At 70.5% G+C, this 24808-nt stretch carries 18 protein-coding genes; 9 read left to right on the top strand and 9 right to left on the bottom strand.

The genetic code is table 11. From position 1 onward, the window contains the following. Positions 1 to 4 precede the first annotated feature (4 nt). Positions 5 to 520: a nitroreductase family protein gene (locus tag A5730_RS17205; protein WP_067902826.1), complete on the bottom strand. Its 516-nt coding sequence runs from the start codon at positions 518 to 520 to the stop codon at positions 5 to 7. 184 nt (positions 521 to 704) lie between these two features. Between A5730_RS17205 and A5730_RS17200 the strand changes: the two genes are divergently transcribed. From A5730_RS17200 to recD, 4 genes are read left to right on the top strand one after another with little or no spacing between them, the layout of a single operon-like run. Beyond that, positions 705 to 1571 (top strand): cyclopropane mycolic acid synthase family methyltransferase, encoded by an 867-nt coding sequence (locus A5730_RS17200; RefSeq protein WP_055401264.1) that lies wholly within the window; start codon positions 705 to 707, stop codon positions 1569 to 1571. 48 nt (positions 1572 to 1619) lie between these two features. Then, positions 1620 to 4889 carry an exodeoxyribonuclease V subunit gamma gene (gene recC / locus A5730_RS17195; RefSeq protein ID WP_067902823.1) on the top strand — a complete coding sequence of 1090 codons (3270 nt, stop codon included), beginning with the start codon at positions 1620 to 1622 and terminating at the stop codon, positions 4887 to 4889. A gap of 8 nt (positions 4890 to 4897) precedes the next feature. Continuing rightward, positions 4898 to 8203 (top strand): exodeoxyribonuclease V subunit beta, encoded by a 3306-nt coding sequence (gene recB, locus A5730_RS17190; protein ID WP_067903159.1) that lies wholly within the window; start codon positions 4898 to 4900, stop codon positions 8201 to 8203. After that, on the top strand, positions 8200 to 9912 hold the full coding sequence (recD, locus tag A5730_RS17185; protein WP_067902820.1) for an exodeoxyribonuclease V subunit alpha: 1713 nt from the start codon (positions 8200 to 8202) through the stop codon (positions 9910 to 9912). The genes recB and recD overlap by 4 nt, the downstream gene beginning before the upstream one ends. Positions 9913 to 9927: 15 nt before the next feature. On the opposite strand, the gene A5730_RS17180 is transcribed toward recD, so the two are convergent. Continuing rightward, positions 9928 to 10473, bottom strand: a complete 546-nt coding sequence (locus tag A5730_RS17180; protein WP_067902817.1) for a phospholipase D-like domain-containing protein — start codon at positions 10471 to 10473, stop codon at positions 9928 to 9930. A 96-nt stretch (positions 10474 to 10569) separates the two neighbouring features. Here A5730_RS17180 and A5730_RS17175 point away from each other — a divergent pair, with 96 nt between their 5' ends. Further along, positions 10570 to 11283, top strand: coding sequence for a TVP38/TMEM64 family protein (locus A5730_RS17175; RefSeq protein WP_067902814.1), 714 nt, complete (start codon positions 10570 to 10572; stop codon positions 11281 to 11283). Here the strand turns inward: A5730_RS17175 and A5730_RS17170 are convergent. Continuing rightward, complete coding sequence (locus A5730_RS17170; protein WP_067903158.1) at positions 11280 to 12227, bottom strand: class I SAM-dependent methyltransferase; 948 nt, start codon at positions 12225 to 12227, stop codon at positions 11280 to 11282. The genes A5730_RS17175 and A5730_RS17170 overlap by 4 nt on opposite strands. Positions 12228 to 12386: 159 nt before the next feature. On the opposite strand from A5730_RS17170, the gene A5730_RS17165 reads away from it, so the two are divergent. Continuing rightward, positions 12387 to 14762, top strand: coding sequence for a lysylphosphatidylglycerol synthase transmembrane domain-containing protein (locus A5730_RS17165; RefSeq protein WP_067902811.1), 2376 nt, complete (start codon positions 12387 to 12389; stop codon positions 14760 to 14762). Between the two features lie 9 nt (positions 14763 to 14771). Here the strand turns inward: A5730_RS17165 and A5730_RS17160 are convergent, their stop codons facing one another. Next, positions 14772 to 17402: a GH92 family glycosyl hydrolase gene (locus A5730_RS17160; protein ID WP_067902809.1), complete on the bottom strand. Its 2631-nt coding sequence runs from the start codon at positions 17400 to 17402 to the stop codon at positions 14772 to 14774. A gap of 185 nt (positions 17403 to 17587) precedes the next feature. Here A5730_RS17160 and A5730_RS17155 point away from each other — a divergent pair, with 185 nt between their 5' ends. Next, positions 17588 to 18262: an LpqN/LpqT family lipoprotein gene (locus A5730_RS17155; RefSeq protein WP_067902806.1), complete on the top strand. Its 675-nt coding sequence runs from the start codon at positions 17588 to 17590 to the stop codon at positions 18260 to 18262. Positions 18263 to 18341: 79 nt separating this feature from the next. After that, positions 18342 to 18827, top strand: coding sequence for a hypothetical protein (locus tag A5730_RS17150; protein ID WP_067902803.1), 486 nt, complete (start codon positions 18342 to 18344; stop codon positions 18825 to 18827). Here the strand turns inward: A5730_RS17150 and A5730_RS17145 are convergent, their stop codons facing one another. The 4 genes from A5730_RS17145 to galT form a co-directional block, all read right to left on the bottom strand. Then, the gene (locus A5730_RS17145) at positions 18828 to 19502 is read right to left on the bottom strand and encodes a PAS and ANTAR domain-containing protein (RefSeq protein WP_067902799.1); all 675 of its coding nucleotides are present in this window, start codon (positions 19500 to 19502) and stop codon (positions 18828 to 18830) included. Beyond that, positions 19487 to 19843 (bottom strand): hypothetical protein, encoded by a 357-nt coding sequence (locus tag A5730_RS17140; protein ID WP_156745849.1) that lies wholly within the window; start codon positions 19841 to 19843, stop codon positions 19487 to 19489. Before A5730_RS17140 ends, A5730_RS17145 begins: the two co-directional genes overlap by 16 nt. Positions 19844 to 19913: 70 nt before the next feature. Continuing rightward, a complete protein-coding gene (locus A5730_RS17135) occupies positions 19914 to 21002 on the bottom strand; it encodes a galactokinase (protein WP_067902795.1) in 1089 nt (362 codons plus the stop codon). Next, the gene (gene galT / locus A5730_RS17130) at positions 20999 to 22078 is read right to left on the bottom strand and encodes a galactose-1-phosphate uridylyltransferase (RefSeq protein ID WP_231994704.1); all 1080 of its coding nucleotides are present in this window, start codon (positions 22076 to 22078) and stop codon (positions 20999 to 21001) included. The genes A5730_RS17135 and galT overlap by 4 nt, the downstream gene beginning before the upstream one ends. A 98-nt stretch (positions 22079 to 22176) precedes the next feature. Here galT and A5730_RS17125 point away from each other — a divergent pair, with 98 nt between their 5' ends. Next, on the top strand, positions 22177 to 24351 hold the full coding sequence (locus tag A5730_RS17125; RefSeq protein ID WP_067903155.1) for an FUSC family protein: 2175 nt from the start codon (positions 22177 to 22179) through the stop codon (positions 24349 to 24351). Here the strand turns inward: A5730_RS17125 and A5730_RS17120 are convergent. Beyond that, positions 24348 to 24749: a hypothetical protein gene (locus tag A5730_RS17120; protein ID WP_067902789.1), complete on the bottom strand. Its 402-nt coding sequence runs from the start codon at positions 24747 to 24749 to the stop codon at positions 24348 to 24350. The two genes, A5730_RS17125 and A5730_RS17120, sit on opposite strands and share 4 nt — an antisense overlap. Positions 24750 to 24808: the final 59 nt, after the last annotated feature.

Genomic DNA, 24808 nt, shown 5'->3' with positions numbered 1-24808 from the left:
GCGGTCACCACCGACCGTGGTGCACGACCTCGGAGAAGGGCCGCCGGTTCGGTTTGCGGATCGGAGCGAGGGGGCGGTCGGCCGGGTACCCGAGGCCGAGCAGGAAGGCGACCAGCCGGTCCTCCGGGACGCCCAGGATGGCGCGCGCCCGTGCCTGGTCGCCCACCGACGAATGCCCCGTGCCGATGCCCAGGTCCGCGGCCGCGATCATCATCGCCATCGTGGCCTGCCCGACGTCGTAGTTGTCGGTGATCATCCGGCGCTCGTCGGGCGGGACGGGCACGACGATTGCGATCGCGGCCGCCGCGCCGGCGATGTGCCCGGCGCCCTGCCAGACCGTCGACAGCTCCCGCAGCTGGCCGCGGTCGGTGACGATCACGAAGTCCCACGGTTGCCGGTTCTTGGCCGACGGCGCGCGCCAGCCGGCCTCGGCGATGCGGTTCAGGTCGTCCTCGGAAACCGGATCCGGCGTGTACTGCCGGACGTTGCGGCGGGCGCGGATCGCGTCCCAAGCCTCCATGCGCGCGTCCTCCTCTATTTTTTGGCCAGTTTCGCTGTCAACGGGGGTATGGTCGTCCGAATTCCCCGGATGTGCCCGCTCGAGTTTTCATTCCGGCAGTTGCGGGAAGCCATGGTGAACCAGCTGCGCCGCCCACTCGTGTACCAGCTGAATGGCCCCAATTCAGGAAGGCGCATTTGCCGGCATGACAGAAAATCTGACGCCGCATTTCGAGGACGTCCAAGCGCACTACGACCTGTCCGACGACTTCTTTCGGCTGTTCCTCGATCCCACGATGACCTACAGCTGCGCCTACTTCGACCGGATGCGCGACATCCCCCTCGAAGAGGCGCAGCTGCGCAAGATGGACCTGTCGCTCGGAAAACTGGGCCTGCGTCCCGGCATGACGTTGCTGGACGTCGGCTGCGGCTGGGGCGGCACGATGCGGCGCGCGATCGAGAAATTCGACGTGGACGTCGTCGGGTTGACGCTGTCCCAGCACCAGGCCGCGCACGTGCAGAAGATGTTCGACGCGATGAACACCACGCACCGCAGGCGGGTCCTGCTGCAGGGCTGGGAACAGTTCGACGAGCCCGTCGACCGGATCGTCTCCATCGGCGCGTTCGAGCACTTCGGCTATGACCGCTACGACGATTTCTTCCAGCGGGCCTACAGCCTCCTGCCCGACGACGGGGTGATGCTGCTGCACACGATCACCATGCTGCCCCCGGAGCAGATCGTCGAACGGGGCCTGCCGATGACCGAAGAGCAGACCAGCTTCAACGAATTCATCGCCTCCGAAATCTTCCCGGGAGGCCAGCTGCCACCGATCGAGATGGTCGAGTTCCACGCGTCGAAGATGGGTTTCAACCTGGCCCGCAGGCAGTCGCTGCAGCTGCACTACGCCCGCACGCTCGACCTCTGGGCCGCGGCGTTGGAGGCGCACCACAGCGAGGCGGTCGCGATCCAGTCCGAAGAGGTCTACCAGCGCTACATGCGGTACCTGACCGGTTGCGCCAACGCCTTCCGCGACGGCTACATCGACGTCAACCAGTTCACGCTGGCCAAGTAGGCCCAACCAGCCACTCGTGTCGGTGTCCGGGGCTATCGTGGCACCGCGATGTCGCTTCATCTCCACCGTGCCGAGCGCACCGACCTCCTTGCCGACGGCCTCGGCGCCCTGCTGGCCAACCCGCCGACCGACCCGTTCGCCGAGGAGCTGGTGCTGGTGCCGGCGCGCGGCGTGGAGCGCTGGCTCAGTCAGCGGTTGTCGCACGTGCTCGGCCGCGCCCGCGGCGGCGACGGGGTGTGCGGCGGGGTGGCGTTCCGCAGCCCCGGCTCCCTGATCGCGGAGCTCACCGGCACGGCCGACGAGGACCCATGGTCGGCCGACGCTATGGCCTGGCCGCTGCTGCGGGTCATCGACTGCTCGCTGGACGAGCCGTGGTGTCGCACCCTGGCAACGCATTTGGGCCACTTCGCGCCGACGGAGACGGAGGCCGAGCTGCGCCTCGGACGCCGCTACGCGGTGGCGCGCCGGCTGGCCGGCCTGTTCGCCTCGTACGCCAGGCAGCGTCCGCGGCTGCTCGCCGACTGGCTCGCCGGCGACACCGGTGACCTCGACCCCGACCTGGCCTGGCAGCCGGAGCTCTGGCGGGCCCTGGTGGCCGCCGTGCCCGCCGATCCCCCGCACATCCGGCATCAGGCGGCCGTGGCCCGGCTGCGCGACGGCCGCACCGGCCTTCCCGAGCGGCTGTCGCTGTTCGGACACACCCGGTTGGCGCGCACCGACATTGAGCTGCTGGACGCGGTGTCCGCCCGGCACGAGCTGCACCTGTGGCTGCCGCATCCCAGCGACCAGTTGTGGCGCGCGTTGGCCGACACCCGCGGCACGATCCCCCGCCGGCTGGACACCAGCCACCGCGGCGTGGGTCATCCGCTGCTGGCGACGCTCGGACGCGACCTGCGCGAGCTGCAACGCGGCCTGCCCGCCGACCCGCAGACCGACGAATACCTGCCGGGCCCGGACCGCCCCGACACGCTGCTCGGCTGGCTCCAGTCCGACATCGCCGCCAATGCCGTTCGGCCCCAAGGCCGTAACCTCGCCTCCACCGACCGTTCCGTGCAGGTGCACAACTGCCACGGGCCGGCGCGCCAGGTCGACGTCCTGCGCGAGGTGCTGCTCGGCCTGCTGCAGGACGACCCGACCCTCGAGCCGCGCGACATCCTGGTGATGTGTCCGGACATCGAGACGTACGCACCGCTGATCGTCGCCGACTTCGGGCTCGGCGACGTCGTGCACGGCGCCCATCCCGCGCACCGGTTGCGCGTGCGGCTGGCGGATCGCTCTCCGCTGCAAACCAATCCGCTGCTGGGCATCGCCTCGCAGTTGCTGGCGCTGGCGGGCAGCCGGGCGACCGCCAGCGAGGTGCTCGACTTCGCCGAGGCGGCGCCGGTGCGCGCCCGGTTCGGCTTCACCGACGACGACCTGGAGGCCATCACCCGCTGGGTCCGGCAGGCCAACATCCGGTGGGGATTCGATCAGGAGCACCGGCGGCCCTACCACGTCGACTTCGTGCACAACACTTGGCGTTTCGGCATCGACCGGGTGCTGGCCGGCGTCGCGATGTCCGACGACTCGCACGCCTGGATCGACGCGACGCTGCCCCTCGACGACGTCAGCAGCAACCGCGTCCAATTGGCCGGCCAGTTCGCCGAATTCGTGGCCCGGCTGCAGCGGGTGGTCGACTCACTGACGGGCGCGCGGCCGCTGCGCGACTGGCTGGCCGCGCTCGCCGGCGGCATCGACCTGTTGACGCAAGTCGACGACGCCGATTCGTGGCAGGCCGGCCAGCTGCAGCGGGAATTCGCCGCCACCCTGGCCGACGCGGGGGTGCGGGCCGATACGGTGTTGCGGCTGCCCGACATCCGGGCCCTCCTGGACGGCCGCCTCGCCGGGCGTCCGACGCGGGCCAACTTCCGCACCGGCACCCTGACGGTGTGCACCATGGTCCCGATGCGCTCGGTGCCACACCGGGTGGTGTGCCTGGTGGGCCTCGACGACGGGGTGTTCCCCCGGCTCGGCGTCGTCGACGGTGACGACGCGCTGGCCCGTGACCCGATGACCGGCGATCGCGACATCCGTTCCGAGGACCGGCAATTGCTGCTCGACGCCATCGGAGCGGCCACCGAGAAGCTGGTGGTCACCTATACCGGCGCCAACGAGTACTCGGGCCAGGCGCGCCCACCGGCGGTGCCGCTGGCCGAGCTGCTGGACACCCTGGACATCACCACGATGGGCAAGGTGCGCGACCGCGTGGTCGTCGCGCATCCGTTGCAGCCGTTCGACGTTCGCAACGTCATCCCCGGCGGGCTGGTGCCCGAGGTCCCGTTCAGCTTCGACCCGACGGTGCTGCGGGCGGCGCGCGTGGCCTCGGGCGAGCGTCGGGATGCGCCCAAGTTCATTTCCGGACCGCTGCCGCCCGCTCCCGCGGACGACGTCATCGTCGCCGACCTGGTCGCCTTCTTCAAGGACCCGGTCAAGGGGTTCTTCCGCGCCCTGGAGTTCACGCTGCCGCGGGACGTCGACGGCGTGCAGGACGCCATGCCCGTCGACCTCGACGGGCTCGAGGAGTGGACGGTCGGCGACCGGATGCTGGGCGACATGCTGCGGGGCTGGGCCCCAGACGACGCCCGGCAGGCCGAGTGGCGGCGGGGCACGCTGCCGCCGGGCCAACTGGGATGGCGCGCGGCGACGGAGATCCGCGATCAGGCCGCCCTGTTGGCGGCCGCCGCGCGGGAGCACCGCCGGGCCGACGCGCGCGCGTACGACGTCGACATCGATCTCGGCGGGGGACGGCGGCTCACGGGCACCGTGTCCCCGGTGTACGGGGAGCGGCTGGTGTCGGTGACCTACTCCCGGCTGGACGGCAGGCACCTGCTCGAGTCGTGGATTCCGTTGCTGGCGTTGACCGCTCACGACCCCGGCCGCGACTGGTCGGCGGTGTGCATCGGCCGCCGCAAGCGGGGCACCGCCCCGCGGGTGGAGGCGCTGGGACGGCCGCACGACGACGCCGCGGCGGCGCTGCGCGAGCTGGTGGCCATCTACGACGCCGGGCGCCGGGAGCCGATTCCGTTGCCCGTCAAGACGTCCTACGCATGGGCGGCCGCGCGGCACTGCGGTGACGATCCGCTGCGCGAGGCGGAGCATCGGTGGAAGTGGGAGCGCGAGGAGCCCGCCCACCTGCGGGCCTGGGGCAAGAACGCCCGGTTGGCCGACCTGATGCGGCCCGTGCGGCCGGGCGAGGAATGCGACGGCGAAGACAATCGGCTGGGCGCGTACGCCGCGCGGGTCTGGCTGCCGATGCTGTGCGCGGAGGGCAAGCCGTGACCCAGGTGATCGCGCGCTTCGATCTGCTCGGCCCGCTGCCCGCCGATCGGTCCACCACGGTGTTGCAGGCCAGCGCGGGCACCGGCAAGACGTTCGCCCTGGCCGGCCTGGTGACCCGCTATATCGCCGAGGGCGCGGCGACGCTGGACCAGATGCTGCTCATCACGTTCGGCCGGGCCGCCAGCCAGGAGCTGCGCGAGCGCGTGCGCGGCCAAATGGTCGAAGCCGTACTGGCTTTCGACGATCCGTCGGCGTGCGGCGACAACGAGTTGGTCGCCTACCTGCTGGCCGGCGACGAGGAGGAACGCGCGCTGCGCAGGCAGCACCTGCGCGACGCGCTGGCCGGATTCGATGCGGCGACCATCGCCACCACGCACCAGTTCTGCCAGCTGGTGCTGAAATCGCTGGGCGTGGCCGGCGACACCGCCGCGAACGTGACGTTGCTCGAGAGCCTCGACGAGCTGATCGTCGAGATCGTCGACGACCTTTACCTCGCCCACTTCGGGCGCGAGCGCGACGACCCGGCGCTGGCCTACCGCGAGGCGCTGCGCCTGGCGCGCGAGGTCGTCAGGAACCCGTCGACCGAGCTGCGCCCACTACACCCGGAACCGGGTTCGCGCGCCGCCGTCTGCGTCGCGTTCGCGAAAGACGTTCTGGCGGAACTGGATACCCGCAAGCGGCGAATGGGCGTCCTCGACTACGACGACCTGCTGAGTCGCCTGGCCGACGCGCTGGCCACCGAGGACTCGCCTGCGCGGGTGCGCATGCACCACCGCTGGCCGATCGTCATGGTCGACGAGTTCCAGGACACCGATCCGGTGCAATGGCAGGTGATCGACCGCGCCTTCAGCGGGCGCTCCACCCTGATCCTGATCGGGGACCCCAAGCAGGCCATCTACGCGTTCCGCGGCGGCGACATCGTGACGTACCTGCGGGCGGCCGAGACGGCCGGGGAGAAGAAGACGCTGGGCACCAATTGGCGCAGCGATGCGGCGCTCATCGAGCGCCTGCAGGTGGTACTGCGCGGCGCCCAGCTCGGCGACCCCGAGATCGTGGTGGACGACGTCGAGGCCTACCACCGCGGTCACCGGCTCGCCGGCGCCCCGCACAATGATCCGTTCCGGCTGCGGGTGGTGCGACGAGAGACGCTGGGGCGCAGCGGGCTTGCGAACCTGCCGATCGACGATCTGCGGGCCCACATCGGCGACGACCTCGCCGCCGACATCCGCGCCCTGCTCGCCGGCGGCGCCACGTTCGCCGGCCGGCCGCTGCAGGCCCGCGACATCGCCGTGATCGTGGAGAAGCACAAGGACGCCGCCGCCTGCTTCAGGGCGCTGTGCGACGCGGGCGTGCCCGCGGTCTACACCGGCGACACCGACGTGTTCGCCTCGGACGCCGCCGAAGACTGGCTCTGCCTGCTGGAGGCGTTCGACCAACCGCACCGGCCCGGTGTGGTGCGCGCCGCGGCGGCCACCATGTTCTTCGGCGAGACCGCCGAATCGCTGGCGGCCGGCGGCGACGCGCTGACCGATCGGGTCGCGGAAACGTTGCGGGAGTGGGCCGGCCACGCCCGCGAACGCGGCGTCGCCGCCATCTTCGAGGCCGCACAGCTTTCGGGCATGGCGGATCGCGTGCTGTCCGCGCACGGCGGCGAACGCCAGATGACCGACCTGGCGCACATCGCGCAGTTGCTGCAGGAGGTCGCGCACCGAGACCGTTCCAGCCTGCCCGCGCTGCGCGACTGGCTGCGCCGCCAGCGCGAGGAGCGCGCCGGCGCGCCCGAACGCAACCGGCGCCTGGACAGCGACGCGGCGGCCGTGCAGATCATGACGGTGTTCGTGAGCAAGGGCCTGCAATACCCGATCGTGTACCTGCCGTTCGCGTTCAACCGCAACACCCAGGACCGCGACGTGGTGTTGTTCCACGACCGGGGCGTGCGCTGCCTGCACATCGGCGGCAAGGACACCCCGGACTTCCACGCCGTCGAGCAATTGGGCCGCAAGGAGGACGCCAGCGACGACAGCCGGCTGACCTACGTGGCGCTGACGCGCGCCCAGTCCCAGGTGGTGGCGTGGTGGTCACCGGCGTTCGACGAGCCCAACGGGGGGCTGTCGCGGCTGCTGCGTGGCCGCCGGCCCGGAGAGCCGGTCGTGCCCGACCGCTGTGAGCCCGCGAAGATCTCCGACGACGACGCCCTGGCCCGATTGCGTGAATGGGAGGCCGCGGGCGGTCCGGTGATCGAACCGTCGATCGTGGCCGCGGCGCCGTCCGTCCCGTCCGAGCCGGTGCCGTCCAACCTCGACAGCCGCCACTTCCACCGCGCCATCGACACGGGGTGGCGGCGCACCTCCTACTCGGGGCTGATCCGGGTGACGGAAACCTTTGGGTCCGCCGGCGTGAGCAGCGAGCCGGAGGTCAGCGAGCTGGACGACGAGTCCGGCGATGTGCCCTTGTCCCAGAAGGCGTCCGGGCCGGAACTGCCGTCGCCGATGGCGGACCTGCCGGTGGGCGCGAAGTTCGGCACCCTGGTGCACGCCGTGCTGGAGACCGCCGACCCGCTGGCCCCCGATCTGGCCGCCGAGCTCCAAGCGCACATCCGCGGCCACTCGGTGTGGTGGCCGGTCGACGTGGCCCCCGACGCGCTCGCCGCGGCCATGGTGCCGATGCACGACACGCCCCTGGGCCCCTTGGCGTCCGGGCTGACGCTGCGCCGGATCGGGCTCCCGGATCGGCTGCGCGAGTTGGACTTTGAGTTCCCACTGGCCGGTGGTGACCTGCGCACCGCCGCACCCGAGATCCGGCTGGCCGACGTGGGGGCCATGCTGCGCGCGCGGCTGCCCGGCGATGACGCGCTGGCGCCCTACGCCGAGAGGTTGATCGGTCGCCCGCTCGGCGACCAGCCGCTGCGCGGCTACCTCACCGGATCGGTCGACGCCGTGTTGCGGGTGCCCGACGGCGCCGGGCAGCGCTATCTGGTGGTCGATTACAAGACCAACTGGCTCGGCGATCCCGACCGCCCGTTGACGTCCGCCGATTACGACCGGCCGCGCCTGGTCGAGGCGATGCTGCACTCGGATTATCCGCTGCAGGCGCTGCTGTACAGCGTTGTGCTGCACCGGTTCCTGCGGTGGCGGCTGCGCGACTACGACCCGGGCCGCCATCTTGGTGGTGTCCTCTACCTGTTCCTGCGCGGGATGTGCGGCGCGGCCACACCGGTGGTCGACGGTCACCCCTCGGGGGTGTTCAGCTGGCGCCCGCCCGCGTCGTTGATCGAAGGGCTGTCGGACCTGCTGGACGGGGGGGTGGTCGCGTGACGCTGGAGGCGATCACCGCCGAGGGCTTGCTGCGCACGTACACCGATGCCGGAGTCTTCGAGGCCGCCGATGTCCATGTGGCGCAGCGGCTTACCGCGCTCGCCGGTGAATCCGACGAGCGGGTGGCGCTGGCGGTCGCGCTGCTGGTGCGGGCGCTGCGGGGCGGTTCGGTGTGCGTAGATCTGCGGACCGTGCAGGAGCAGGTGGACGCCGCGGACCTGCCGTGGCCGAGCGCCGACGAATGGATGGCGGCCGTGCGGGCCAGTCCGTTGCTCTCCTCGCCGCCGGTGCTGCGGCTGTTCGGCGAGCTGTTGTACCTCGATCGGTATTGGCTCGAGGAAGAGCAGGTGTGCAACGACCTGCTCGCGCTGTCCGTCCCGCGGGCCGGCGGCGAGCTGCCCGCCTTCGAGCGACTGTTCCCGCCGGGCTACGGCGAACAGCGTGAGGCCGCCGAAATCGCTGTGTCGCAGGCGGTTACGGTGCTGACCGGCGGCCCCGGAACCGGTAAGACCACCACGGTGGCGCGCCTGCTGGCCTTGCTGGCCGGGCAGGCCGAGCTCGGCGGCCTGCCGCGGCCCCGGATCGCGCTGGCTGCGCCGACCGGCAAGGCGGCCGCGCGGCTCGCCGAGGCGGTGGCCGCCGAGGTGCGCAGGCTCGACGCGGCGGACCGGGCGCGGCTGGCCGGTCTGCCGGCTACGACGCTGCATCGGCTGCTGGGTTCCCGGCCGGATACGTCGGTGCGGTTCAAGCACAATCGCGGCAACCGGCTGCCGCACGACGTCATCGTCGTGGACGAGACGTCGATGGTGTCGCTGACGATGATGGCCCGCCTGCTGGAGGCGGTGCGCCCCGATACCCGGCTGATCCTGGTGGGCGATCCCGACCAGCTGGCCTCGGTGGAAGCCGGCGCGGTGCTGGCCGATCTGGTGGACGGGCTCTCCACCCGCGACGACGTGCGGGTGGCGGCGCTGCGCACCCCGCACCGATTCGGCGAGTCGATCGGCGCGCTGGCCGAGGCGATCCGCACCGGCGACGCGGACCGCGTGCTCGGGCTGCTGCGGGCCGGCGGCGAGCACATCGAGTGGCTGGACACCGACGCCCCGGCCGACCGGCTGCGCGCGGTGCTGGTTCCGCACGCGCTGCGGGTGCGCCAGGCCGCGCTGCTCGGCGCCACCGACGAGGCGCTGGCCGCACTCGACGAGCACCGGCTGTTGTGCGCGCACCGGCGTGGACCGTACGGGGTGTCGCACTGGAACCGGCAGGTCGAGCGATGGCTCACCGAGGAGACCGGACAGCCGGGCTGGTCGGGCTGGTACGCCGGACGCCCGGTGTTGGTGACCGCCAACGACTATGGGCTCAAGGTCTACAACGGCGACACCGGGGTGGTCGTGATGGGCGACGACGGGCTGCGGGCCGTCATCGCCGGGGCCACCGGGACGATGGGCTTCGCCACCAGCCGGCTGACCGACATCGAAACCATGCACGCCATGACGATCCACAAGAGCCAGGGCAGCCAGGCCGACGAGGTGACGGTGCTGATGCCGCCGGAGGATTCGCGGCTGCTCACGCGCGAGTTGTTCTACACGGCGGTGACCCGCGCGAAGGCCAAGGTACGGGTGGCCGGTTCCGAGGCTTCGGTGCGCGCGGCCATCGAGCGCCGGGCGGTGCGGGCGACCGGGCTGGCGCAGCGGTTGCAGTCGTCCGGCTAGCCGCGCGTTGCCGCCCTAGTGCGCCTTCGCGGCCATCTGCTTGAGCATCGCGTCGTGGATGATGTCGATCCTCGACCTCGCTTCCGCGCACACGTACGGGTCGCGGATCACGGTGAGTTGGTTGTCCTGCTTGGATTCTCCGCCGGTGGACCAGTTGGTCGAACCGGTGATGACGTCGACGCCGTCGATGATCACCATCTTCAGGTGCATGATCGCCGACTTCTCGCTGTGGCCGATGGCGATGCTGTTGCCGATCTTGTCGTTGAGCCACGGGGCCAGCAGGGTGCGCTCGGACTTACCCGCGGCCTGCGTGGAGTCGAGACTCATTTGCACATAGATGTTTTCGTCGTTCAGCGCCGACTGCAGCACGGAGTTGAGTTCCGCGTCGTCGTAACCGTACATCGCCACCACGATGGTCTTGGCGGCCGACGACAACAACGCCTTGAGCGCGTCATGCACCCGGTCGACCGGGCTGTAGAACGTTCGGGTGGTGTCGGGATAGCCGGGCGGAAACGGCGCGGCCTTGAATTGATCGAGCTCGGTCAGCGATTTGAGCGCCATGGCGTTTGCTCCTTCCCGGGCCGGCACCGAAGAACTCTACGGCGAGCGCGCCCGCGCGGTCAGGCGTTTGGCGGGTGCGGGAGAATCGCTTGCAGCATGGACGACGGCGACGATTCCGCACCGGAGCCCACGGCGTCGCGGCGCACGCACGTCGTGCGGCTGGGCGTGTTCGTCGTGTTCCTGCTCGTGCTGTTCTATCTGGTGGCCGTCGCGCGGGTGATCAACGTCGACGAGGTGCGGCGCGTGGTGTCGGCGACGGGGCCGGCGGCGCCGGTCACCTACGTCCTGGTGTCGGCCGTCCTGGGCGCCTTGTTCGTGCCGGGCGCGGTGCTGGCCGCGGCCAGCGGCCTGCTGTTCGGTCCGCTGCTCGGCGTCTTCGTCACCCTGGGCGCGACGGTGGGGACCGCGGTCGTCGCGAGCCTCATCGGCCGCCGGGCGGGCCGGGACAGCGCGCGGGCGCTGTTGGGGCCCAACCGGACCGACCGCATCGACGCGTTGATCGAGCGCCGCGGGCTGTGGGCGGTCGTCGGTCAGCGCTTCGTCCCGGGCATCTCCGATGCGCTGGCCTCGTACGCGTTCGGGGCGTTCGGAGTTCCGTTGTGGCAGATGGCCGTTGGCGCCTTCGTCGGGTCGGTCCCGCGGGCGTTCGTCTACACCGCACTGGGCGCCTCGATCGGGAACCGCTCGTCGGCGTTGGCGTACGCGGCGATCGCCGTCTGGTGCATCACCGCCATCGTCGGCGCGTTCGCGGCGCGGCGCGGATACCGGCACTGGCGCGCCGGCCACCGCGAGGAAGCGGATCCCCGCTAGCTGCCCGGCCGCTCGGCCGCCACGAACAGGTTCCCCGGCACCGCGTCCTTGACCTCGTCGGCTGCCGCGCGGCCGTAGCCGGCCATGAGCTCGTCGGATGGGGTGACCGTGACACTCCAACCGTGGCGACGAAACCAGTCGCCGACGTCCTCGCGCTCCTCGAAGTACCACAGCTCGTCGGTCCTCGGCACCTCCCGGTCCGGGTCCACCCGCGCCATCAGCGCCCGCACCCGGTCCATCCGCTCGCGGCGCTTGGCGCGGAACTCCGGGTCGAGGAACTTCGGCCCCAGCGCCTCCACGGCCACCCGGCTACCGGGGGCGGTGAGGGCGTGCACGCGGTCGAACAACAACTCCTGGGCCGCGGCCGGCAGGTAGGGCATCAGGCCCTCGGCCGACCACGCGCTGGGCGCCGACGGGTCAAACCCGGCCTGCCGCAACGCCGTCGGCCAATCGTGGCGCAAGTCCACCGGGACCGCGATCCGGTTGCACGCGGGCTGCGACCCGTGGTCGGCCAACGTGGACAACTTGAAGTCCAACACCCGGGGCTGATCCAGCTCGTAGACGGTTGTGCCATCCGGCCACTGCAGCCGCCACGCCCGCGCGTCCAAGCCGGCGGCCAGGATCACCGCCTGACGGATGCCCGCCCGCGTCGCGGCGAGGAAGAACTCGTCGAAAAAGGCTGTGCGCGAAGCCATGTAGCCGACCATCGCCTGCATCTGCAGCGGCAACTGGGGTTCGGCCTCGACGAGTTCGTCCGGCAGCTGCGGGGCCGAGTGCCAGTTCCACACCCCGTCGCCGGCGGCGTCGAGGAAGACCTGTGCGAACGGATCGGTGATCAAGGGGTTCTCGCTGCGCGTCTCGGCCGCCCGGGCCGAAGCGACCCCCAGCGCCGTCGCCCCCACGCTCTCGGTGATCTCCCAGCTGTCGTTATCGGTCCTGCCCACGCTCATGCCCTCCGATTCGCTAGCTCGCCTACCTACCCGACCCTACGCGCGGCGGGCGGGTGGCCGCTGTCGCCAACCGGGTATCGGCGTTAAGTTGTCGACGAGCCGGCGAGCGGGGTCAGCCAGCGGCGCCGAACGGATCCGAAGGATCATTACCACATGCGAGTCGACGGGCGCGAGATCAGCGTTTCCGGCAGCTTGCTGCAGCCGCTGACCCGGCGCACCAACGACATCCTGCGCCTGGCGGCGAGCGTGATCTTCCTCGCGGGGGTGATCACCAGCTCGCTGATCACCCGGCCGCAATGGGAGGCGCTGGAAAAGTCCATCTCCCAGATCGTCGGGGTGCTCTCCCCCCGGCAGTCCGATCTCGTCTACCTCGGGTACGGCGTGGCCATCCTGGCCTTGCCGTTCATGATCTTGATCGGCCTGATCGTCGGGCGGCAATGGAAACTGCTCGGCGCCTACGCGGCCGCCGCGCTGCTCGCGGCGCTACCGCTGTCGGTTGGCGGTAACGGGTTCTCGGCGCCCCGCTGGCACTTCGACCTCTCCGAACGCCTGCAGACCGTGTTGGGCCAGTTCCTCGACGATCCGCGCTGGATCGCCATGCTGGCGGCGGTGCTGACCGTCTCGGGGCCGTGGCTGCCCGCGCGGTGGCGGCATTGGTGGTGGGCGCTGCTGCTGGCCTTCGTGCCGATCCACCTCGTGGTCAGCGCGATCGTGCCGGCCCGCGCCCTGCTGGGCCTGGCCGTCGGCTGGCTCGTCGGCTCGGTGGTGGTACTCGTGGTCGGCACCCCGGCGCTGGAGGTGCCCTTGGAGGCGGCCGTGCGCGCCATGGCCCGGCGCGGGTTCGTCGTCTCGAGGCTCACCGTCATCCGGCCGGCGGGCCGCGGCCCCCTCGTCCTGTCGGCCGGATGCGAGCAGTCCGACCGCGCGGCGGTGATCGAGTTGTACGGCCCGCATCAGCGCAGCGGCGGCACGCTGCGTCAACTCTGGATAAAGCTGCGGCTGCGCGATACCGAGACCGCTCCCCTGGTGACGTCCATGCGCCGCGCCGTGGAGCATCGCGCGCTGATGACGATCGCCGTCGGCGAGGTGAACCTGGCCAACACCTCCACGATCGCGGTCGCCACCCTCGACCGCGGATGGATTCTCTACTCGCACAAGCCTCCCCACGGCTCGCCGCTGGACCGATGCGCGCAGTCCACACCGGTGGACCGGGTGTGGCAATCGCTGCGGGCCCTCAACGACCAGCAGATCGCGCACGGTGATCTGCGCGGCCACGAGATCACCGTCGACGATGGCGCCGTGCTCTTCGGCGGCTTCCACAACGCCGAATACGGCGCCACCGAGGCGCAGCTGCAGTCCGACATCGCGCAGCTGCTGGTGACGACGTCGGCGCTGTACGACCCCAAGTCGGCGGTCGCCGCGGCGATCGACGCGTTCGACCGGGACACCATCCTGAGCGCGTCCCGCCGGTTGACGAAAGTCGCTGTGCCGCGCCATGTTCGGAAGTCAGTCCCGGACCCGGGTGCCGTTTTGTCGGCCGCCCGCGCGGAGGTGAAGCGCCAGACCGGGGCCGACCAGATCAAGACCGAAACCATTACCCGGTTCACCCGCGGCCAGATCATCCAGCTGGTGCTCTTCGGCGCGCTCGTCTACGTCGCGTACCCCTTCGTCAGCACCGCCCCCACGTTCTTCTCCCAACTGCGGACCGCGAACTGGTGGTACGCGCTGCTCGGGCTGGCGGTGTCGGCGCTGACCTATCTGGGCGCCGCCGCGGCCCTGTGGGCCTGCACCGACGGGTCGGTGAATTACTGGCGGTTGTCATTCGTCCAGGTGGCCAACACCTTTGCCGCGACCACCACGCCCGCCGGCGTCGGCGGGCTCGCGCTGTCCACCCGGTATCTGCAGAAGAGCGGCCTGTCGGCGATGCGAGCCACGGCGGCGGTCGCCCTGCAGCAGGCCGTGCAGGTGATCGTGCACCTGTTGCTGCTGATCCTGTTCAGCGTGGTCGCGGGCGCCTCGATGCACCTGTCGCACTTCGTGCCGAGCGCCACGATGCTTTACCTGATCGGGGGCGTGGCGCTGGGCATCATCGGCACGTTGCTGTTCGTGCCGAAGTCGCGCAAATGGCTGGCCACCGAAGTGCGCCCGAAGCTCAACGAGGTGACCACCGACCTGGTCAAGCTGGCCCGCGAGCCGCGGCGGCTGGCGCTGATCCTGCTCGGTTGTGCGGGAACGACTCTCGGCGCGGCGCTGGCGCTCTGGGCCAGCGTCGAGGCCTTCGGCGGCGGCACGACGTTCGTCACCGTCACCGTGGTCACGATGGTCGGCGGGACGCTGGCCTCCGCCGCGCCCACACCCGGCGGCGTCGGGGCCGTCGAGGCGGCGCTGATCGGTGGGTTGGCGGCCTTCGGCGTGCCGGCCGCCGTGGGCGTGCCGTCCGTTCTGCTGTATCGGGTGCTCACCTGCTGGTTGCCGGTGTTCGTCGGCTGGCCGGTGATGCGGTGGTTGACCAAGAACGAGATGGTCTGACCCAAGCGATCACTCGCTTCCCGCTTGCACTACCACGAGAATGGTTGACGTGCGGGCACTTTCGCCGACCTTCGAGGTCAGCGTCACCAGGTAGTACTCCTCGGGCACCGACCGCGCGACCGTGATGGGTACGTCGATGGACGCCGATCCGTCGGCGGAGAACTGGCCCGCCACCGGCGCCACGGTGATCCCGGGGTCCGAGCCTGACCCGGTGATGGTGTAGCCGCCGGCGGCGGCGGTCATCCGTTGGGCGTCGAGTTTCACCGTGCCCGTGCTTCCCGGGGCGATCGTCACGATGGGGTTGGGCGCGTTGACGGTCACCGTCGAACCACCCGCGCCGAACGACGGCGGTGCGGACGATTCGCCTGTGCCCCAGTCCCTGTCGGGATAGGCCGCGAGCGAGAACGCCAGATCTCCGCCGGTGCGGACGAACGACTCGGGCAGCGACGTCTGGTCGGTGACCTGGCCGTCGACGCGCAGGCCGCTGATGTATTTGAGGGGGTGCGGTCCGGATGCCCCGGGCGCGGACATCCGAATGGTCTTGCCGCCGGGAAGCGAGATCACCACGCGATCGAACAGCGGCGCGCTCAGGGTGAGGATCGACGTTCCGGGAGTGCTGGGGTACAACCCGAGCGCGGCCCAGACGTACCAGCTGGCCATCGCCCCCAGGTCGTCGTTGCCCGGCTCGCCGTCGGGCGTCGGGCCGAACAGGCCCCGCACGCGGTCGACCGTGCGCTGCGTCTTCCACGGCTGACCGATGTAGTTGTACAGCCACGGCACGCCGAACCCGGGCTCGTTGCCGGCCCACAGGTAGGGCTCGTTGGGGCCGACGTTGAGCTTCTTGGTGAAGTTGTCGAGCCGTGCGGCGACGGCATCGCGGCCGCCGAGGGCGGTCACCAGGTCCGCGACGTTGTGCGGCACCCACCAGACGTATTGCGCGGCGTTGCCCTCGTCGAATCCGACCTGGCCGAAATCCGAGGGCGACACCACGAACGCCGGACCGGCGCGGAAGAAGCTGGTCCAGTTGCGGGGCGAAATGTAGCGGGTGGTCGGGTTGAACAGGTTCTGCCAGTACTGCGACCGGCCCTGGAATTCCGCGGCCGTCACCGTGTCACCGAGCGAATCGGCGAACCGCGCGATGGCGAAGTCGTCGACCGACCATTCGAGGGTGACCGAGGCGGCGGCGATCCAGCCGTCGGTGCGGAATTGATACGAATACGGTGCGTAGCCGAATTGCAGGTACGTGTCGATTCCCGGCCGTTCGACGTAACCGTTAAGTCCCACACCGCCTTTCGTGGCCGCGTCCACCATGTAGCGCAGCGCCGTCTTGGTGTCGAAGTCGGTGGCGCCGAAGGCGTGCAGGTTGACGATGAGCGGTACCACGTTGTCCCCGCTCATCTCGGCGGTCGCGGCGTTGGCGAATGCCCAACGCGGCAGGGCGCCGCTTTGCTCGGCGTCGTTGACCAGCGATTGGGCCATGTCGCCGGCGCGGTCCGGGAAGAGCAGCGCCTGCAGGGCGGCCAGGCACCGGTAGGTGTCCCAGTCGGAGAAGTTGGCGTACTGCGTGCGCCCGGGGGCCACGGTGTGAATCACGCCGTCGAATCCGATGTAACGCCCGTCCGCGTCGTTGAAGGTGTTGGGGTGCAGAAGCGATCGGTACAGGGCGGTGTAGAAGGTGTTCAGGTTGTCGGCGTTGCGGCCGGCGACGGAGATGCGCGACAGGCTGGCGTTCCAGTCGCGCGCCGCCGCGGCGCGCACGTCGTTGAAGCTCCCCGCCCCCTCGGCGGCCAAGTTGGCGCGTGCCCCCTCGATCCCGACGTAGGAGATCGCCGTCCGCACCTCGAGCACCGTCCCGGCCGGGAATTGCACGTATCCGCCGCTGTACGGGGAATTCGCGCCGCGGGCGCCGGGGTAGACCGAGAAACCGTCCCATGTCCCGTAATTGGTGAAGGGCTGGCTGAACTTCATGGCGAAATAGACCGTGTAGGTGTTGTTCTTGCCGCAGAAGCCGCCGCTGGTGGCCCAGCCGGTGATCGTGGTGTTGTCCTCCCCGATTTGGATGGTGGCGCGGGAGTTGCCCGCCAGCGACGCGCCGGAGCGCACCTGGAACAGCGCGGGGCGGCCGTTGCGCGGGTAGCTGAAACGCCCGACGCCCGTGCGGGTGGTGGCGGTGAGTTCGGCCTTGACCCCGGTCTGCGGGAACCGCACCGTGTAGTAGCCGGGCACGCCCTGTTCGGTGTCGTCGTGGGCGATCCGTTCCCAGCCCTTCCACGGCTGCACGCCAATTCCGTTGGTGGTCGGCAACATTGAGATGTCGCCGAACGCGGCGCAGCCCACCGACGCGTGGGTCATGCTGAAGCCGGTGGCGCGGGGGTTGTCGTAGTTGTAGCCGGCGTAGTTGCCCACGGTGTCCGGTGAGTACTGCACCATTCCGAACGGCACGGTGGCTCCGGGAAAGTTGTTGATCTCCCCCACCGTCTCGCCGCCCGTCCCGGTGCCGATGAGCGTGGCGACGTGGTCGACCGGATTGGTCACGAATGCGGGGTCGCCGTCGTACGCGATGGGCGGCGCCGCGGCGACGAAGGCGATGAAGACGACCGACGCCGCCAGCAGCGCGACGAGGGCCCTTCGTGACCGCATACCTGTCTCTTACTGGACAACTCGGTATCGGGTGGGCGTTTTCCGGCCGAATTGGATAACGATTTGCCGGGCGGCCACCGGAAAAAGTTCAAAAAAATATCGGCAAAGTCGCACGCCATTTGGGCTACTGTCATTTCGGCGCGGCCGGCGCTGGTACCGGCCCCAATTTTCGGGAGATTGGATTGATGAAACATTTGACGGCAGCAACCATTTCCGTGGCGCTGAGTTTGGCGCTCGTCGGTTGCGGCAACGACCACAAGTCCGGCAGCCCATCGTCGACCTCGACCACCACGTCCACGTCGACGTCCGCGACGTCGTCGGCGACCAGCGCGGCACCGGCCGCGAAAGCCAAATACACGATCGCGGACTACGTCAAGGACAACAACATTTCCGAGACGCCCGTGCACCACGGCGACCCCGGGCCGAACGTCGACCTGCCGGTGCCCAACGGTTGGCAGATCAACCAGAACGCCGGCACGTCGTATGGCGGCATCGTGCTGACCCAGCCCACCAACCCCTCCGACCCGCCGACCATCTCGGCGCTGTTCTCCAGGCTTTCCGGCAACGTCGACCCGGCGAAGATCATCCAGTACGCGCCGGGAGAGGTGCAGAACCTGCCCGGCTACCAGGGCTCCGGAGACGGCGTCGCGTCCACGCTCGGCGGTTTCCAGGCCTGGCAGCTCAGCGGCACGTATCAGAAGGGCGGCGCCACCCGGGTCATCGCGCAGAAGACCGTGGTGATCCCCAGCCAGGGCGCGGTCTACGTGCTTCAGCTCAACGCCGAGGGGCCGCAGTCCGATCAAGGCCCGTTGATGGACGCCACCAACATCATCGACGACCAGACCACCATCACCACCTGAGGTACGCGATGTCGCCGCGGGGCCCCCGCTCCGCGGCGACATCACACCTGAGGAACGCGATTGGCCGTACGGTAAGCGCATGACAGAGCAGTCATATGCGATAGATGCCGGGCACCCGCCCTCGGCCCTACTGCGCTTCGTCAACCCGATTCTCGGGTTCCTGCTGCGCACCCCGCTCGCCGGTCCCGCCCGCAAGCAGCTTATGGTGCTGAGCTTCACCGGACGGAAAACGGGCCGGCCGTTTTCACTTCCGTTGAGCGCCCACCTGATTGACGGTGAGCTCTACGCGCTCACCGGCGCTCCGTGGAAGCAGAATTTCCGCGACGGCGCCCCGGCAAAGGTCGTCTACGACGGCAAGACGACCACGATGCGCGGTGAGCTCATCCGCGACCGCGAGATCGTGTCGGATCTCTTTCTGCGCTGCGCCCAGTCGTACGGCGTCCAGCGCGCACAACGCATGATCGGGCTGAAGTTTCGCGATCAACGCATACCGACGCGCGACGAGTTCGCCGAGGCGGTCGACCGCATGCACCTGGGCGCGGTGCGGCTGACGCCGGCCGAATGACTACGCCTCGGACACCCGTTCGTGCGCGGTGAGCAGGCGCTGGTCGAACCGTGAGCGCGACGCGATGGCCTCCTTGGCGACCTCGGAGAAGTCCTGCGCGATGTGTTCGGCGAGCACGCCCAGCTTCATGTTGTGCACCTGGGACAGCGATCTGAGCAAGTTGAACGCCGCATCCTCGTCGACGCCGTAGACCAGCATCAGCATCCCCTTGGTCCGGTCGATGGCGCCGCGGCGCTCGGTGATTTCGGCCACCTGCGCGCTGATGTCCTCCTCGCGCTCACGGTCGGCGGACGGGGTGACGTCGACGTAGAAGCCGTGGGTGCCGATGACGTCGCCGCTGGCATCGCAGAATTGATCGCCCACCACAACCACTTCGTGCGTGTCGCCGCGGGTGTCGACGATGCGATGCCTGGTGCTGAACGGCCCCCGCCGTTCGATCATGTCGTCGATGGTGGCCGCCACCTGGTTGCGATCGGCCGGGTGCTTGTGGCCGATCACCAACTCGGTCGTCGGCGTCACCGTTCCGGGTTCGTAGCCGTGCATGCGCTGCACCTGGTCGGACCATTCCCAGCGCTGGTCTTCGAAGTAGAAGCGAAACCAGCCGGCGCGCTGCGGGGTACCGCCCGCGAGGGCCCGCTCGACCGCCGGCGCCTGCCCGTCTAGTTCCCAGGCCACAACGCACGCTCCGGGTTTGAGGTCGTTTTCAGGGCCGCCCGGCGGATGGCATCGCTTTCCCGCAGCCGCCGCTCCGACGCGCGACACAGTTCACGCGATCGATCGAGCTGCTGCTGCGCGCGCTGCATGGAATCGGCGGCCGAACGCCGCAGCGACCTGGCGGCGGACGCCGCGCCCCGACGCATCCCGGCGTCCCGGCGCAGCAAGGTCTCCCGCAGCGCCGCGGTCCGGCGCGCCGATCGGGCGCGATGCGCCTTTTGCCGGCACGCCGACGAGCAGTACACCGCGTCGGAACGGGCCGCGAAGCCCGCGCCGCACACCGCGCACGTCATCCCAGGCATAGCCGTTACGTTACAGCTATCGCGTCGCGCGTTGCAGCTATGGCCGGGGATTTGCGTCCGTTTCGACGAGTCAGGCCGGACCCGCGCCGGCGGCGGCGCGGGATCGTGTGATGACCGGACGTTCGAGGCCGGCGTCGGCCAGCGCCCGCCGCACCGCCTCGTCGACCGCGCCGGTGCGCTCGGCCGGCACCAGCGCGATCACACAGCCACCGAACCCGCCGCCGGTCATCCGAGCGCCAAGCGCGCCGGCCCGCACCGCGGTGTCCGCGATCAGATCGATGTGTTCGGTGGTGATGCCGAAGTCGTCACGCATGGACGCGTGCGAGGCGGTGAAGATCTGCCCGACAGTGACGAAGTCCGAATCACGAAGCGCGCCAACGCAATCGAGCACCCGCTGATTCTCGCTCAGCACGTGGCGGGCGCGGCGGGCGTCGAGGGGGTCGTGCACCGCCGCCACGGCCGACGGCCCGCGGTCCTGGACGTCCCGCAGTGACGACGCCCCGAGATCGGCCGCCGCCCGCTCGCAGGATGCGCGGCGCGCGGCGTACTCGCCGCCCGCGTGGCTGTGGCGGGCGCGGGAGTCGATCAGCAGCAGCGCGACGCCCGCGGCGTCCGGGCCGAAGGCCACCGGCGCGACCGTGAGGTCGCGGAAGTCGATCAGCAGCGCGGTGGCCGGCCGGGCGAAGAGCGAGGCCAGCTGGTCGAGCAGGCCCGTGGGGGCGCCGACGTAGTCGTTTTCGGCGCGCTGGGCGAGGCGCGCCTGGTCTTTGGCCTCGATGCGCACGCCGGCGGCCGCCGCGATCGCGCCCAGCGCCGCGCACTCGAGCGCCGCCGACGACGACAGGCCCGACCCCATGGCCACGTCACTGGTTATCCGCATCGCGCCGCCGGCGCCCGGGGGGCCCGCCCCGCGCAGCGCCCAGATCACCCCGGCCACGTAGGCGGCCCAGCCGGCCACGCCGCCGGGGGCGGTGTCCAGCGGAATGCGCACCGGCCCCTCGGCGCGGTCGCTGGCCACGGTGATCGCGTCGCCGTCGTCGGGGGTGAACGAGACCACCGTGCGCTGCGGCAGGGCGATCGGCAGCGCGAAGCCCAGGTTGTAGTCGGTGTGCTCGCCGATCAGGTTGATCCGCCCGGGCGCGGCGTACCGGACGGTCAACCCAGTTCCCGCAGTCGCCCGGCCACGCTTTCGGGCGTGACGTCGCTGATGAACGCGTCCATGGCGGACTCGGAGGCCGCCAGGTACTTGAGCTTGGTGGCGCTGCGCCGGATCGACATCAACTCGACGTGAAAGTAGCCGTCCGCCTGGGCGTCGGTGTCGGCGTACTGGTGCAACGCCGAAATGTAGGGCAGCGGTGCCGAATACATCCGGTCGAATCGCTTCAGCACGTCGAGGTAGACGCGCGCGAAGCCGTCCAGCTCGTCGCCGTCGAGTTCGGTCACGTTGCGCACGAACCTGTTCGGGTAGATGTGCACCTCGACGGGCCAGCGCGCGGCGAACGGCACGAACGCGGTGAACAGGTCGTCGCGCGCGACGATGCGGCTGCCGTCGGCGACTTCGCCGCCCAGGAGATCACCGAAAAGGTTGGTGCCGTGGCGGTTTCGGTGTTCGCGGGCCTGCCCGAGCATGGCGGCGGTTCGCGGGGTCAGATAGGGGTAGCCGTAGATCTGGCCGTGCGGATGGGTCAGCGTGACGCCGATCTCCTCGCCGCGGTTCTCGAAGCAGAACACCTGCTCGACGCCCGGCGTGGTCAACAGCTCGCCGGTGCGGTGCCGCCACGCCTCGATGACCAGCCGGGCATGTGCCGGTGCCAGGCCCGCGAACGATCCGGTGTGGTCGCTGGAGAAGCAGATCACCTCGCTGCGGCCCTGGCCTGGGACGGACACGAAACCGTCACCGGCGGGCGCGAGCGCCGGGCCGGTGCCGGACAGGCTGGGGAAGCGGTTCTCGAACACGACGACGTCGTAGTCGGGGGCGGGCACCTCGCTGGTCAACCCGGTCGGGCCCGGGCACAGCGGGCACTGGTCCGGGGGCGGCTTGTAGGTGCGGTCCTGCCGCAGCGCCGCGACGATCACCCATTGGCCCGTGGTCCGGTCGAACCGCAATTCGGTGCGCTGCCCGTCGCGCGCGGGCAAGGGCCTGCGATCTTCGACTGGCGTCGGGCGGTGCCCCGGCAGCGCGAAGAACAGCAGGTCACGGCCGTCGGCCAGCTTGGCCCGCGTCGGCGCTGTCACGATGTCGAAGACTAGCTGGTGCCGAACTTCGGGTAACCATGACGCGTTCGGCAGGTTGGGAAGGGGTGCCCGTGCTCTACGAGCAAGCCCGCAACTGGCTGATCGGCTCCGATCCCGGTCTGCTGCGGCTGCGCATGGCGACGCGGACGACGGCCGCGCTCGCCTGCTCGCTGCTGGCCCTCTACCTCCTGACCCGCGCGACGGGACAGCCGCTGACGGTCGCCCTGCTGGGCGTCGTCATCACCATGGTCGCGTCGCGATCGGTCAACGAACCGGACCCGCGCCAGCAGCGGATCACCATGGCGCTGCTGCCCTTGCCCGCCGCCGCGTCCACGCCGGGCGCCGCGGCGCTCGCGCCCCACCCGGTGATCAGTGACGCGGTGTTCGTGGTCGTCGTCTTCACCGCCGCCTACATTCGCCGCTTCGGCGCGCGCGGCCGGGCGCTGGGCATGGTCGCGTTCATGTCCTACTTCTTCACGCTCTACCTGCGGGCGAGCGTCTCGGAGCTGCCGTGGATGATCGGGGCGGTCGCGGTGGGCACGGTGTGCACGTTCGTGATGACCACCTACGTCATGCCCGACCGGCCCGAGCGCGTGCTGCGGGCGACCATCCGGGCGTTGCGGGCGCGGATGGCGATCGTCGTCGACACCACCGCCGAGGCCGTGCGCACGGGCCGCCTCGATGAACGGCGCCGGCGCCGGATGCGGGCCCGCACCCTCCGGCTCAACGAGACCGCGCTGATGGTGCAGAGCCAGATCGAGGACAAGGCCGACCCGGCCATGCTGTGGCCGGGCGTCACGGCCGAACAGTTGGCCCCCTGGCTGCTGGACGCGGAGCTGGCCATCGAGTGGGTGGCCACGGCCGGCCGGCGCGCCGCGGCCCTGTCCTCGCAGACCCCGACCGCCATCCCCGCGCCGACCCGGGCCGCGCTCGTCGGCGCGCTGTCGGGGCTGGCGCGGGCGATCCGCCTGCCCGAACCCGACGGCCTTCGGCGCGCCGCCGACCAGGCGCGGCGGCTGCTGGACGCGCAGAACGACGACGATTCCGGCGGCGCCGCGGTGCGCCGCCTCGCCCTGGCGATAATCAACGCCGCCACCGCGACCGCCGACGTCCGGGCCATCGTCGACCACGCCGCCACCGGCGCCCCGGACGGCACGAACAGCGAGCGGCCGCCGGCATCCGACGGCCCGGACGCTGCCGCCGAGCCCGTTGAGGATGTGCCGCCCGAGGGCCTCCGGCCGACCACCCGGCAGGCCATTCAGGTCGCCGTCGCCGCGTCGCTGGCCATCGTCGCCGGCGAGCTGGTGTCACCGGCCCGCTGGTATTGGGCGGTGATCGCCGCGTTCGTCATCTTCGCCGGCACCAACTCGTGGGGCGAGACCCTGACCAAGGGCTGGCAACGCCTGCTCGGCACCTTGCTGGGCGTGCCCTGCGGCGTGCTGGTGGCCTCGGTGCTGGCCGGCGACAAGACGGCCGCGCTGGCCGGGATCTTCGTCTGCCTGTTTTGCGCGTTCTATTTCATGACGGTCACCTACAGCCTGATGACCTTCTGGATCACCACCATGCTGGCGTTGCTGTACGGCCTGCTCGGCCAATTCTCGTTCGGCGTATTGATGTTGCGGATCGAAGAGACCGCGCTCGGAGCGGTCATCGGGGCCACCGTGGCCATCGTCGTGCTGCCGACACACACCCGCGCCGCGATCCGCGATGACACCCGCACGTTCCTGGCCAGCCTGTCGGCGCTGATCGACGCCTCCGCCGCGAACATGTTCGGCGAGGACGAGGGCGTCAGCCCTTCGGAGCGGGCGCGCCAGCTGGACCGGGACCTGCAGCAGTTCCGGGTCACCGCCAAGCCGTTGCTGGCCGGGGTCGCCGGGCTCGCGGGCCGGCGCAGCATTCGCCGGGCGCTGCGCATCTTCGCCGCCTGCGACCGCTACGGCCGCAGCCTGGCGCGCAGCAGCGAGCAGTACCGGGGCCCGGCGGGCTCGGAACCCGTGGCGCAAGCGTTCACGGCCGCGGCGGAACAGACGCGCCGCAACATCGACGCGCTGGCCGCCGCCATCGGCACCGGCCGCGCGCCGACCATCGTCTCCGCGGCCGACGACCTCGACGCCGCAGAGACCCTGGCGCGGCAGCGCGAGGGGCCCGATACCCGGCGGTTGCTCACCGCGGTGCACGCGCTGCGCCAGATCGAGCGGGCGGTGGTGACGGCGGCCACCAACCTCGGTGGGCGCGAAACCGCGGCGCCGCCCAGCCGAATCGACGCCGGCTAAAGGCCGGGCAGGCAGGCCGGGAAGTAGCAGGGTTGGTTTGGCCCCTGGGCCTTTCGCACCAGGTCGAACAGCTCGAACATGGTCTGCAGCAGCCGCATTTCCACCCCGGGCCGCTGCTCCGGCGGCAGGTTCTGCGTGTCGTTGGACACCCTGGTGGCCTGCTGCTGCAGCTGCGTCAGCCGCTGCTGGCGTTGCGCCGGGGTGAGGTTGTCCCAGTTGTCGTGCAGGTCGGACACCTGCTGCTGCAAATCCGCGACTTCCGCTTCGGGGTCAGCCGGCGGGGCCAAGGGATAGGAGTGGGTCGCGGCGGGCGCCGCCGTGATCTCGGCCTGCGCGCAAGCGGCCGTTGCCAGCGCGCCGGCCGCGAGGCCCGCCGCCACTATCGCCGTGATTTTCATGGAGCCTTCTTTTCTTCATTGCTCGGCTTTATGGTGCTGGCAGTAAGACACGTCGGGTT

It is taken from the genome of Mycobacterium sp. ACS4054 (assembly GCF_001667275.1).
GTDB lineage: Bacteria > Actinomycetota > Actinomycetes > Mycobacteriales > Mycobacteriaceae > Mycobacterium.
This window is presented reverse-complemented; position numbering and strand designations above follow the sequence as displayed.

What these genes read in the sequence shown, in the direction of transcription:
- A5730_RS17165 (WP_067902811.1), top strand. Translation starts at nt 12,387, where the DNA reads ATGCGAGTCGACGGGCGCGAGATCAGCGTTTCCGGCAGCTTGCTGCAG.
- A5730_RS17140 (WP_156745849.1), bottom strand. Translation starts at nt 19,843, where the DNA reads ATGCCTGGGATGACGTGCGCGGTGTGCGGCGCGGGCTTCGCGGCCCGT.
- A5730_RS17205 (WP_067902826.1), bottom strand. Translation starts at nt 520, where the DNA reads ATGGAGGCTTGGGACGCGATCCGCGCCCGCCGCAACGTCCGGCAGTAC.
- A5730_RS17155 (WP_067902806.1), top strand. Translation starts at nt 17,588, where the DNA reads ATGAAACATTTGACGGCAGCAACCATTTCCGTGGCGCTGAGTTTGGCG.
- A5730_RS17150 (WP_067902803.1), top strand. Translation starts at nt 18,342, where the DNA reads ATGACAGAGCAGTCATATGCGATAGATGCCGGGCACCCGCCCTCGGCC.
- A5730_RS17200 (WP_055401264.1), top strand. Translation starts at nt 705, where the DNA reads ATGACAGAAAATCTGACGCCGCATTTCGAGGACGTCCAAGCGCACTAC.
- A5730_RS17160 (WP_067902809.1), bottom strand. Translation starts at nt 17,402, where the DNA reads ATGCGGTCACGAAGGGCCCTCGTCGCGCTGCTGGCGGCGTCGGTCGTC.
- A5730_RS17180 (WP_067902817.1), bottom strand. Translation starts at nt 10,473, where the DNA reads ATGGCGCTCAAATCGCTGACCGAGCTCGATCAATTCAAGGCCGCGCCG.
- recC (WP_067902823.1), top strand. Translation starts at nt 1,620, where the DNA reads ATGTCGCTTCATCTCCACCGTGCCGAGCGCACCGACCTCCTTGCCGAC.
- A5730_RS17175 (WP_067902814.1), top strand. Translation starts at nt 10,570, where the DNA reads ATGGACGACGGCGACGATTCCGCACCGGAGCCCACGGCGTCGCGGCGC.
- A5730_RS17120 (WP_067902789.1), bottom strand. Translation starts at nt 24,749, where the DNA reads ATGAAAATCACGGCGATAGTGGCGGCGGGCCTCGCGGCCGGCGCGCTG.